11 protein-coding genes are annotated in these 12,419 nt (G+C 32.5%); 7 read left to right on the top strand and 4 right to left on the bottom strand.

Annotated elements, in window-relative coordinates; all coding sequences use genetic code 11:
* Positions 1–44: 44 nt before the first annotated feature.
* Complete coding sequence (locus OLM51_RS16375) at positions 45–410, bottom strand: DUF3244 domain-containing protein (RefSeq protein WP_264551670.1); 366 nt, start codon at positions 408–410, stop codon at positions 45–47.
* Positions 411–857: 447 nt separating this feature from the next.
* Between OLM51_RS16375 and OLM51_RS16370 the strand changes: the two genes are divergently transcribed.
* The 3 genes from OLM51_RS16370 to OLM51_RS16360 all read left to right on the top strand — a co-directional run bounded on the left by OLM51_RS16370 (position 858) and on the right by OLM51_RS16360 (position 4,037).
* Positions 858–1,730 carry an AraC family transcriptional regulator gene (locus OLM51_RS16370; RefSeq protein ID WP_264551669.1) on the top strand — a complete coding sequence of 291 codons (873 nt, stop codon included), beginning with the start codon at positions 858–860 and terminating at the stop codon, positions 1,728–1,730.
* A gap of 813 nt (positions 1,731–2,543) precedes the next feature.
* Positions 2,544–3,413 (top strand): alpha/beta hydrolase, encoded by an 870-nt coding sequence (locus OLM51_RS16365; protein WP_264551668.1) that lies wholly within the window; start codon positions 2,544–2,546, stop codon positions 3,411–3,413.
* Positions 3,414–3,497: 84 nt separating this feature from the next.
* Complete coding sequence (locus OLM51_RS16360; RefSeq protein ID WP_264551667.1) at positions 3,498–4,037, top strand: hypothetical protein; 540 nt, start codon at positions 3,498–3,500, stop codon at positions 4,035–4,037.
* A gap of 56 nt (positions 4,038–4,093) precedes the next feature.
* On the opposite strand, the gene OLM51_RS16355 is transcribed toward OLM51_RS16360, so the two are convergent.
* The 3 genes from OLM51_RS16355 to OLM51_RS16345 form a co-directional block, all read right to left on the bottom strand.
* Positions 4,094–5,074, bottom strand: a complete 981-nt coding sequence (locus tag OLM51_RS16355) for a hypothetical protein (protein ID WP_264551666.1) — start codon at positions 5,072–5,074, stop codon at positions 4,094–4,096.
* Between the two features lie 166 nt (positions 5,075–5,240).
* Positions 5,241–6,215 carry a TerC family protein gene (locus OLM51_RS16350; protein WP_264551665.1) on the bottom strand — a complete coding sequence of 325 codons (975 nt, stop codon included), beginning with the start codon at positions 6,213–6,215 and terminating at the stop codon, positions 5,241–5,243.
* A 261-nt stretch (positions 6,216–6,476) separates the two neighbouring features.
* Positions 6,477–7,493: a glutamine synthetase beta-grasp domain-containing protein gene (locus OLM51_RS16345; RefSeq protein ID WP_264551664.1), complete on the bottom strand. Its 1,017-nt coding sequence runs from the start codon at positions 7,491–7,493 to the stop codon at positions 6,477–6,479.
* A gap of 428 nt (positions 7,494–7,921) precedes the next feature.
* Between OLM51_RS16345 and OLM51_RS16340 the strand changes: the two genes are divergently transcribed.
* The 4 genes from OLM51_RS16340 (at position 7,922) to OLM51_RS16325 (ending at position 12,414) form a co-directional block, all read left to right on the top strand.
* Positions 7,922–10,111 carry a glutamine synthetase III gene (locus tag OLM51_RS16340; RefSeq protein WP_264551663.1) on the top strand — a complete coding sequence of 730 codons (2,190 nt, stop codon included), beginning with the start codon at positions 7,922–7,924 and terminating at the stop codon, positions 10,109–10,111.
* A gap of 394 nt (positions 10,112–10,505) precedes the next feature.
* On the top strand, positions 10,506–11,129 hold the full coding sequence (locus OLM51_RS16335) for a hypothetical protein (RefSeq protein ID WP_264551662.1): 624 nt from the start codon (positions 10,506–10,508) through the stop codon (positions 11,127–11,129).
* Positions 11,130–11,195: 66 nt separating this feature from the next.
* On the top strand, positions 11,196–11,675 hold the full coding sequence (locus tag OLM51_RS16330; protein WP_264551661.1) for a hypothetical protein: 480 nt from the start codon (positions 11,196–11,198) through the stop codon (positions 11,673–11,675).
* 4 nt (positions 11,676–11,679) lie between these two features.
* Positions 11,680–12,414: a CsgE family curli-type amyloid fiber assembly protein gene (locus OLM51_RS16325; protein ID WP_264551660.1), complete on the top strand. Its 735-nt coding sequence runs from the start codon at positions 11,680–11,682 to the stop codon at positions 12,412–12,414.
* The last annotated feature ends 5 nt before the right edge of the window (positions 12,415–12,419 follow it).

Genomic DNA, 12,419 nt, shown 5'->3' with positions numbered 1-12,419 from the left:
TTTATAGTGTTTGAGTACACTTATATTTTATTGCAACAATTTGTTTATTTAATAGTAGAGATCGCTCTTGTTGACAAATTTGTCGTTTGACCAGAAACCGTAATTTCGTGTCTTGCTTTTTTAAAGTTGTCTTCAATTTCTAAGAAGTAAGTTCCTTGTGGAAATTCTTCTAAGCTAAAAGTTCTAAGGATACCGTCCTTACCAGAAGCATTCTCAGTATAAATTAAATTACCATCCTTATCTACAATACTAATACTTGCTTTTTGTACCTGATTCATTGCAAATGTTATTTGTTTTCCGTTTGTTTTTAAAACGTGAAAATTAAAAGAGTTATCTCCATCTATTGCATAAGTACTTAAACCTGATAAAAGCACCGCACATACTAAACTTAATTTTAAAATCTTTTTCATAATGCTGTATGTTTAAATTTTTAGTTCATTTTTCTGATGCTAAATTACTTTGATAACTCCTTTTTTTGTACAACTCAGTTTTCTTATTTATATGCTGTATTCTCATTTGCGAAACCGTTATAGGTTAAAATTTAAATTATTTTAGGTGTTTTTGTTAATTTGGTTGTTATTTTTTAAAGTTTTGTATAGAATTGAATTTGTTAAAAAATCTATTTTTCTTACACAAATAACATATTTGCATAATTGGACTATTAAAAATACGATATGCAAAAAAAAACAGGGGTAAAAAAATGAGTTGTTAAAAAAATGTCCATTTTGGATATAATTTAAAAAAGGTATACGATGCTTTTTATGCAAAATTCTCATTTACGAAACCGTTATAGGTTAAAATTTGAATTATTTTAGGCGATTTTGTTAAATTTGCTATTATTTTTTAAAGATATTAACATGAAGACAATTGCCCCAGCTCTTGAAGTGATATCAAACTCATACGGAAGTTCTTTTACCTACACCAAACATGCCGAAAAAACCAATAGTAAAGCCCATTTATGGCATTATCATCCAGAAATTGAGTTGGTTTATATAAACGGAGGCGCGGGTAAGAGGCAAATAGGAAGTCACGTTTCTTATTATACCAATGGAGATTTGATTTTAATAGGTTCCAATTTGCCGCATTGTGGTTTTACAAACGAACAAACAGGGAATAAAGGTGAAACTGTTATTCATATTAAACCGGAATTTTTGGGCAATGATTTTTTTGTTGCTCCAGAAATGAGAAAGGTGCAGCGTATTCTTAGTCAGTCTAAAGCCGGAATTGCTTTTAATGGGGAAACTAAAAAACATATTGGCAAAAAAATCGAAATGATGGAACATCAGCTTCCGTTTGAACGTTTGCTGACACTCTTGAGTATTTTAGACGAATTAGATTCTTCTGAGGAATACACGGTTTTAAATGCCGATGGATTTTCTTTGGAATTACAAACGCAGGATAGCGATCGTATGAATGTGGTTTTTAATTTTGTTAAAGATCATTTTCAGGAGTCTATTGCTATAGACGAAGTGTCGAGTCTGGTTAGTATGACTACACCGTCTTTTTGCCGTTATTTTAAGAAAATTTCAAACAAAACCTTTACTGAGTTTGTAAATGAATATCGTTTGGTGCACGCGTCAAAACTTTTGGCCGAAAAACAAATAAGTATTAATGAAGTTTGCTACGAAAGCGGTTTTAATAACTTCAGTCACTTTAGTAAATCCTTTAAACAATATACTGGGAAAAGCGCTTCGCAATATCGTCTGGAACATAAAATTATTATCAGCTAATATTGTTTGTAGCTCCTGATTGTTGTTGATGTACGTAGGTTAGATATATTTTTTTTGCCACAGATTACACGGATTACACGGATTTTTTTTCGCCACGAATTACACGAATTTCCACTAATTTTAATTCGTGCAAATTGGTGTAATTCGTGGCAACCAATTTACACAACAATAATTAATCTATTAAATCCTTTTAATCAGTGGCCTGTTTTTCCGCCACAAATTACACGAATCTCCACTAATTTTAATTCGTATTAATTGGTGTAATTCGTGTCAAACAATTTATGCAGTAATAATATCCATTCAATTCTTTTAATCAGTGGCAAAAAAAACAGGCCACAGATTACACTGATTATAAGGATTTTTTTTCGCCACGAATTATACGAATCTCCACTAATTTTAATTCGTGTTAATTGGTGTAATTGGTGGCAACCATTTTGCGAAGCAGTAATAATCCATTTAATCAGTGGCCTGTTTTTTCGCCACGAATTACACGAATTTCCACTAATTTTAATTCGTGCTAATTGGTGTAATTCGTGTCAAACAATTTATGCAGTAATAATAATCTATTCAATCCTTTTAATCAGTGGCAAAAAAAACAGGCCACAGATTACACTGATTATAAGGATTTTTTTTCGCCACGAATTCACGATTTCGGCTAATAAAATTCGTGAATTCGTGGCGGAAAATGTGCCGCAACAATAACAATCAGTTCAATCTGAAAAACAATTCCGATTAGAAAAAGCTGGTCGGATTTTTCATATATTTTATTTTGAAAAAGTTATATTTACATTCCCTAATCAGAAAAAAAATAAAATGAAAAAACTAAAAATGCTTATTTCTGCTTTTTTGATTTGCATGTCCACTTGGACATATGCTGCAAAAGTAGATACGTTACAAGTTGCCAGTACCGCTATGGGTAAAACCTATAAAGCCGCGGTCGTTTTGCCTAATTCTTATGCTAAAAGCAAATCTAAATTTCCGGTCATGTATTTATTGCATGGTGCTTATGGACATTTTAGTGACTGGCTAAAAAACACACCCAACAAAAAATTAGTTCAGACCTTATCAGATCAGTATAATTTAATTATTGTAATGCCGGAAGGAGAGACTTTTAGTTTTTATCTGGACAGTCCGGTAAATAAAGAAAGTCAGTTTGAGACTTTTATCACCAAGGAAGTAGTTGAAAAAGTTGATAAAACATACCGAACAATCAATAATAAAACTGGGAGAGTTATAACCGGACTTTCTATGGGGGGACATGGTGCATTGTATTTATCTGCCAAACATCCTGATTTGTTTTGTGCGGCAGGAAGTATGAGTGGAGCAGTAGATATGAGTGTAATGCTCAATCGTGATAATTCGGCACAAGTGGTAAAATTAATGCAACCTGTTTTTGGAGACAAAAGCGGAAGTTCTGAAATGTACGAGCAATATGCTGTAATCAACATGCTTGATAGAATAAAAGCAAACAAATTGCCGTTGATTATGGATTGCGGTGTTGACGATTTTTTAATAGAACCAAACAGAGAATTACATCGTAGATTAGTATACAATAAGGTTGAACACGATTATACAGAACGCCCTGGCGCTCATACATGGGATTACTGGGAAAATTCACTGCCATATCATGTGTTATTTTTTAATAAAATATTGCTTAAAAATCAGATTGTTGCAAAAAAATAACTAGAAAATTTAATCAAAAACCAGTTTAACAGAATTTTTGGTTTGGTTTTTGGATTACCTTTATAAATCTTAAAAACAAATATTATGAAAAAGATACTTACCCTTTTTGCGGTTGTTGGATTAATCGCATTTTCTAGTTGTGAAGGACCAGAAGGACCTCCGGGAGTTCCAGGGCCTCCGGGACAAGATGCAGTAATAGCTGAAGTTTTTGAACTTCAAAACGTAAATTTTGATTATAATGCCACAGATGGTTTTAATATTTATAGAAAGTTAACTCCAAATATTTTTGATTCTGATGTGGTGTTGATTTATAGATTGATAGGAACTATTAATCCTACAACTCCAATTTGGCAGCAAATTCCTAGAACAGTGTACACGTCAAAAGGTGATTTTGATTATGATTTTGATTTTAGTAAAACAGATTTTACAATTTATGCAGGTGGTAGTTATGACTTAAATTTAACTCCTGAGTTTATAAAAAATCAAACTTTTAGAATTGTAATTGTTCCAGGTGCTTTTTCTTCAACAACAGGAAAATCTGTTAATAAACCTGATTATTCAGATTACAATGAAGTTATCAAGAAATACAACATAGACGACAGTAATGTAAAAATTCTGAAATAAAATTGATTTAATAATCAATAAACATAAAAAAGGAAATCTTAGGATTTCCTTTTTTTTTATCGACGACCGCCATTTCGGATAACATTGATAGAAGGATCAAATGGTTTTTCAATTATTGTTACTGTTAGTAATACCATTGTATAATCACTGGTTGGGATTTTTTGATCTGTACCACGTTCTCCACGTGTAGGTAATAGCATAATTGAAAGAGCATTTTTAACTTCTGTAGGGGAAAATTTATAAGTAATAATCCTCTCCTTTGCCATATTGTCTTCTAGTGTATATGATCTCATATAATTCTGATTGGTAGCACTGTATTTTAGATCGTTTTCGCATGAAGTTATGCCTCCAAATAAAATGCCTGTATCTTCCAATGAAGCACTTAATATTGGGAAACCATTACTTTGAATGTTATCAATCATTTTTCTATTATCATTGAAAAATGTTTTGAGTGAAATTTCATAAGTAATATTTGCTTTAAATGGGTATTCAATGGATATGGCTGAAATTTTAGATGAATTATCATTTACGGGTATGTTATTTCTGGATACTGTACGTTTAATGCCTTTATTACTTGCATTCATAACTAAAGCATTGTAATAAAAGTTTTGATGTGGTTTTCCATAGCCTCTAATTAAATATTCATTCGTACGAGGGTAAAGAGGAAAGGGATTGTGACCATAAACGCCTTTATCGGTTGTGTAGTGGTTTTCTAAATATTCTGAATAAACATCAATTGTGCAGCCGCTATTTGTCGTTTCAGATATTCCGCCCATAAAATTTAAAATAACAGATTGCTCTGAAGTTTTACCAGTCAATTTTTCGCTATCGTTTGTTATTTTTGGAATGTGATATACTAAAATGGGTTTTTTGGGTTTTGAACCATCAGTAATTTCAGACTCATATTTAATGTCGCCATTGATGATGTAAGTTTGCGTTGGATTATTAAGAGTTTGATTATTTGAAGTCAATTCTTCTTTATTATCGCAGCTCGTGATGATAAAGATTAATATTAAAAAAGATGAAATTTTTCTCATAATAAAGGCTTTTAAATGGTTTATAATGAGATAAATGTATTTAAAATAAATGTATATTCTTATTTTTTAATGTTAAATTGTAAGATTAAGCTTTCTTTTGTGGGTTAAATGTAAAAAAAAGGAAACCGTGAGATTTCCTTTTTTATGTTTATATATTTCGAAATGATTATTTCTCGTGAGAATCAGAATCAGTTAGTACTTTCTCTTGTCCAAATTTAAGAGAAACCAGAATACCAACTAAAAGTGATAAAGCGATGAATCCTAAAGAAGCCCACTCCGGTACATGGATCCAGTCGTGCAGCAGCATTTTTAATCCCACAAAAGCTAAAATAGCAACTAAACTATATTCTAAATAACTGAATTTAGCCAGCATATTTGCCAGGAAGAAATACATAGAACGTAATCCCAGAATAGCAAAAATATTAGAACTAAATACTAAAAACGGATCTGAGGTAATAGCAAGAATTGCCGGAACACTGTCTACAGCAAAAAGAACGTCCATAACTTCAATTACAATCAAAGCAACAAATAGTGGAGTAGCAGCTTTTTTTGCAGTCTTTGTGCTAATGAAAAATTTCTCTCCATCTGTTTCTGATGTAATTGGAATAATTTTTCCTAATGCTTTATAAACGAAAGAATCTTTGGGATGAAAATCCTCGTCTTCACCAGAGAATAACATTTTTAGAGCAGTAAAAATTAAGAATGCACCAAATACATAAGTGGTCCAGGTAAATTTATTGATTAACATTACACCAAAGAAAATCATTAAACCACGGAAAACAATGGCTCCTAAAATTCCCCAGAATAAAACGCGGTGCTGGTATTTTTGCGGAATTTTGAATGAAGCAAAAATAATAGCGATTACAAATATGTTGTCGACACTTAAGGATAATTCAATTAAATATCCTGTAATAAACTTCATAGAAGCTACTGCAGGTTTAAGACCGTCAGGGTTTTCGATATAATCTGTGGTATATAGCCAATAAATAACTCCGGAGAATAGAAAAGACAGAGTAACCCAAATCAAGGTCCATTTGCTGGCTTCTTTGGTACTAATGATGTGTGGTGTTTTGTTAAAGACGCCTAAGTCTAAAGCGAGAATAAAAACTACAGCAAGTAAAAAGAGAATCCAGACTATCATAATGTTTTGTTTAAAATGATCTACAAAGATAAGTTTTGAAGTTTAACTTAAAAATTAATTATAAGAAACTTATTTTTAAAATTAAGTAAATTTTGTTGGATGTAAAATGTAAAAAGATTCCTAATCCGTTCGGATTGATATTGTGTTTTTTGCTAAGTAAAGCGACTGTCACATTGAGCGAATTCGAAAAGCTCTCGACCCATAAATAAAAAAAGTGCCAACATTATGTCAGCACTTTTAGAATATACTTTAAGCTTTAAATTACAATGCTGAGTTAACAGTTTTGATAATTCTTGCAGCAATTTTGTATGGATCTCCGTTTGAAGCTGGTCTTCTGTCTTCCAACCATCCTTTCCATCCTTTTTGAACAGTCATCAAAGGAATTCTGATAGAACATCCTCTGTCTGAAACTCCATAAGAGAAATCGTGAATAGAAGCAGTTTCGTGCTTACCAGTTAAACGTTGGTCATTGTAAGCTCCGTAAACCGCGATATGCTCAGCAGTAACAGGACGGAAAGCTTCACAAATTCTTTCGTAAGTTGCCTGATCTCCACATGTTCTTAATACTTCGTTAGAGAAGTTAGCATGCATACCAGAACCATTCCAGTCTGTATCTCCCAGAGGTTTTGGGTGATATTCAATATAGTAACCATATTTTTCAGTCAAACGATCTAATAGGTAACGAGCAACCCAGATTTCGTCTCCGGCTTTTTTAGCACCTTTAGCAAATAATTGGAATTCCCATTGTCCGCAAGCAACCTCCTGGTTGATTCCTTCAAAGTTGATTCCTGCAGCGATACATAAATCAGCATGCTCTTCAACTAATTTTCTTCCGTGTGTATTTTTTCCACCTACAGAACAGTAGTACATCCCTTGTGGAGCAGGGTATCCTCCAACTGGGAAACCAAGTGGAAGTTGAGTTTTAGTATCCATGATAAAATACTCTTGTTCGAAACCAAACCAAAAATCATCATTATCATCATCAATTGTAGCTCTACCATTAGAAGGGTGTGGAGTTCCGTCAGCATACATAACTTCAGACATTACCAACCATCCATTGATACGAGTTGGATCCGGATAAATTGCAACAGGAACTAAAAGACAGTCAGAAGAACCACCTTCAGCTTGTTTAGTAGATGAACCATCAAATGACCAGTTTCCAAGCTCTTCTAATGTTCCTTTGAAATTTTCGTGCTCTTCAACTTTAGTTTTACTTCTAAGATTTTGAGTTGGTTCATATCCATCTAACCAAATGTACTCTAACTTAATTTTAGCCATAATAATATAAATTAATTTTTTTGTTTTTTTCGTTGGGTCAAATATAGATTTATTTTTTTAGTCCTAAAAATTAGGGGGCTATTTTGTTTGGTGAAGTATAATTTTTTTGAGAAGCGCAATTTTGAGAGGGGTATATTTTAAAAAAAGCAATTTTATTCGCCATAAAAAAATAAATTCGTAATAATTAGGGGCCTTTTTTGAGTTTCTGAGTTAAGGAATTATGAAAAAATGTTTATTTAATCAATATTACCGCACAGTTTTGTTATATTTCTTTACTTTGAATTCATTATTCTTTGAAAAAAGCGCTTTATGTTGAAAAATCACTGACTAAATTTCTGTAATTTATATTCAGAACAGGCTTTTTTATTGTCTATATTTGTTGCTCATTTTTCTATTTAAAATTAGTACGAATTTAAAATATACATACCATGTCAACATTACGTTTCCAGGCTTTGCAACAAGCTTCTAACAGAAAACCGGTACATTTTGAAGAAATTGACCGAAAATCAAATATTTTCGGATCGAATGTGTTTAACGAAAAAGCGATGAAGCAGTATTTAACTTCAGATGCATTAAAAGGAGTAAGAGATGCCATTCAGCATGGAACTAAAATAGAAAGAAAACTGGCAGATTATATTGCCATGGGAATGAAAGAATGGGCTCTAGCCAAAGGTGTTACACATTACACGCACTGGTTTCAGCCACTTACAGGAACAACTGCAGAAAAACATGATGCTTTTTTCGAAACGTCTTATGATGGAAGCGATCCGGTAGAGAAATTCGGTGGAGCGCAATTGGTACAACAAGAACCAGATGCATCAAGTTTTCCGAATGGAGGAATCAGAAACACTTTTGAAGCCAGAGGTTATACTGCCTGGGATCCAACATCACCGGCATTTATTTACGGAACAACATTATGTATTCCAACTGTATTCATTGCTTATACCGGTGAAGCATTAGATAATAAAATACCTTTATTAAGAGCATTATCTGCAATTGATGAAGCGGCGACAGAAGTTTGTAAGTACTTTGATAAAAATGTAAAAAAAGTAACTGCAACTTTAGGATGGGAGCAGGAATATTTCCTTATAGATAAAGCTTTGGCAAATTCACGTCCGGATTTAATGATGACGGGAAGAACTTTATTAGGACATACTTCTGCTAAAGGACAACAACTAGACGATCATTATTTTGGATCTATCCCGACTCGTGCTCTTACTTATATGAGAGATTTAGAACAGGAATGTATGCTTTTGGGAATTCCTGTAAAAACACGTCATAATGAAGTTGCACCAAATCAGTTTGAGCTGGCACCTATTTTTGAAGAGACAAACTTGGCTGTGGACCATAACTCTTTATTAATGGATGTAATGCAGAGAGTTGCAGAACGTCATGATTTTAAAGTATTATTTCATGAAAAACCATTTAAAGGAGTAAACGGTTCAGGAAAACATAATAACTGGTCTTTGGCTACAGATACCGGAGTTAACTTATTGAGTCCTAGTAAAACACCAATGAGCAACTTACAGTTTTTGACTTTCTTTATCAATACAATAAAAGCGGTTAACGATTACGAAACTTTGCTTAGAGCTTCTATCGCAACAGCAAGCAACGATCACAGGTTAGGAGCAAATGAAGCGCCGCCGGCAATTATCTCGGTTTTTATTGGAGCACAGTTAACGAAAGTTTTATCAGAATTAGAAAGCGTTACAACAGGAAAATTATCTCCTGAAGAAAAAACAGACCTAAAACTAAATGTTGTTGGTAAAATTCCGGATGTACTTTTAGATAACACAGACAGAAACAGAACTTCGCCGTTTGCCTTTACAGGAAATAAATTTGAGTTTAGAGCAGTGGGTTCAACTGCAAACTGTTCAAATGCAATGACAACTTTAAATGCAATTGTGGCAAAACAATTAAAAGATTTTAAAATTGAAGTTGATTCTTTGATCGAGTCAAAAGACATGAAAAAAGACGACGCGATTTTTAATGTTTTAAGAGAATATATCAAGCAATCTAAGAAAATACTTTTTGAAGGTGACGGATATAGTGAAGCCTGGGAAAAAGAAGCAAAGAAAAGAGGTTTAAGTAATTTTAAAACCACTCCGGAAGCTATTAAGGCCAAAGTGTCAAAACAAGCTTTGGATTTGTTTAGTGAAATGGGAATTTTAAATCATGTTGAAGCCGAAGCTCGTTATGAAATAGAATTAGAAGAATACACTAAGAAAATTCAGATTGAAGGAAGAGTTTTAGGAGATATCGCAAGAAACCACGTAATTCCAACAGCAATTCGTTACCAAAATACTTTGATTGAAAACGTTAAAGGATTAAAAGAAATTTTCGGAAAAGAATTCGAAACTATTGCCAAAGAGCAAATCGTTTTAATTAAAGAGATTTCTGGTCATATCGAAGGAATAAATTCTAAAGTATTGGCAATGACTGAAGAAAGAAAGAAAGCAAATCAGTTAACCGATGCTCTAAAAATGGCTGAAGCATATTGTAACAAAGTAAAACCTTATTTTGAAGACATTAGAAATCACTGTGACAAATTAGAATTATTAGTAGACGACGAAAGTTGGACATTGACCAAATACAGAGAATTATTGTTTACGAAATAACCATAAGAAAATAATTTGTTAAAGCCTGTCTCAAAAAGACAGGCTTTTTTTGTGATTATGTTAAAATAATTGTTGTGCAGATTCATTTTTAGCATCAGATTGGCGATTAATGTAAAGTAATTGTAATAAGTCGCCTTTTTCTTACTAACAAAAAAAACAAATGCAGTAGTTGGTCGAGATAGTTTTACACTTCATCGAAAAGACATTAAGATCTTGTAAAATACGTATTTATACCTGATTCGATTTTCTGGAAGTTTTCTAATTTTGGGTATGAAATAAGAAAAAAAGCAAGTTTTTATTTTTCTTTTTCACGTTCTAAAGACCCAAATTTTTTCTCCCAAATTGCACAGCCTACATAATAATTTGTATTAATAACCAATTAAATATATTTATTATGAAAAAAGTAATTTTAAGCATCTCCGCGATGCTGTTTGCAGGAGTAGCCTTTGCTCAAGGCAATGTAAGTGATGTTGACCAATTAGGCCTGTTAAATGGAGCTTTGGTTGTTCAGGTTGGAGAAGAAAACCATTCAGACGTTGATCAGATCGGTATTTTAAATGTTGCTATTGTTGGGCAATATGGAGAAGACAATGAATCTCAAATCCTTCAATTAGGAGCAGGAAATCTTGCAGTTGTAACACAAGTAGGAGATAGCAATAATTCAAACATCTTTCAAGGATTCTGGATTGGAAATCAAGCTTATGTAACTCAATTCGGGATAGATAATGACTCTGATGTATTTCAATTAGGTAATGGAAATTATTCTAATACTTTCCAATTAGGCTGGGCTAATAACTCAACTACCATTCAGTTAGGAGATGATAATATTGCAAATACTGAACAATATGGATTGTTCAACAATGCAATTACTTTCCAGGCAGGTTGGGATAACAATTCCAGCATTGAGCAATATGGAGCTGGTAACTTTGCCGCTACTGCACAATTTGGAAATGATCACATCAGTACAGTTACACAAACTGGATTCCTTAACGGAAGTCTTGTGATCCAATCTAACTAAAAAATAAACCAAGAAAAGGAAGAGCCTAATATATTAAGTTCTTCCTTTTTTTTATCATTAAAGATTATGAAACTTTTAGCCACTTTTATTTCCTGTCTAATCAGCGGAGTTATATTCTCTCAGTCAATTGAGATGAATATGAGTGACTATGTTTTAAAAATGAATGAAATAAACAATCAAAATCAAACAGTAAATCAATATCTTAAAAGTAGAAATATTGTTACTGTAACTCAAATTGGAAACTACAATCAAGCCAATTTAACCATAATAAGCAACAACGCTTATGTAACTGCTCAGCAAACCGGTAATAATAATTACATGGATATCTACAAAAAAGCTGAGGAAATTAATGAATCCTACACGCAAACAGGCAACAACAATTATATAAGTGATTATTCGATGTATACCAGAGGAGTCGCTTCAATGTCAATTAATCAGGACGGCAATAATTTATCGGTCATTAGTTCCGGTTCAAATTCAATATCAAAAGATTTAATAATTAATCAAACAGGAAACTCGGGGACAATTTACGTATTCAATCGCTAGTATCATGAAAAGATATTTAAACATACTGATTGTTGTTTTAGCTATTTTTTTTTCTGAAGCTGCATTTTCACAGGCAGTTTACAAAGAAGTAAAAGCAAAAATTGAAGTAAAAGAGATTGAAAATTTACTGGCCATTACCGGAACTGTTGAGAATTTAAAATCAGAGTTTAAAAATATATCGTACAAATTAACTGTATTCAAGAAAAACAAAACCAATTCAAATAAATCAAATAATGCTCAGGACGGAAGGGTAACATTAGAACCTATTCAAAAAGTTGAACTTTCTAAAACACAAGTCAACTTTACAAAAGAAGATGAGATTATCATATTATTACTGATTTATGACGAAGCCAATGCTATAATTGGTAAAGACAGAGTTGTTTTTGGAGAAGATATCGAAAAAGATACAGGAAAATCTGTTCCTGTTGATGGAATCGAAATGGTAGGTATTGTAGCTAACGATACCAAAACAAAATTAGGAAATGATTATTACGACATGTTCTATGCGCAATATTCAAAACTAAAAATACATACCACAAAAATTGTTACAGTTCAGGAAGAATTGACTTTTGGCAGAACGACCAAAATTACAATTCTGGTAGACAGCGATATAGTTGAGGAGTTTATTTCTCGTCCGGATGAAGATTTTTTGAAGTATATGGCAGATTCTGCAGCTTCAAAAGCCTTTAAATATTTTAAAGATCTGGAAAAACAGAATAAAATACTCACTCAATATTGATATTG

The sequence above is a fragment of the Flavobacterium sp. N2038 genome, assembly GCF_025947185.1.
Taxonomy (GTDB): domain Bacteria; phylum Bacteroidota; class Bacteroidia; order Flavobacteriales; family Flavobacteriaceae; genus Flavobacterium.
This window is presented reverse-complemented; position numbering and strand designations above follow the sequence as displayed.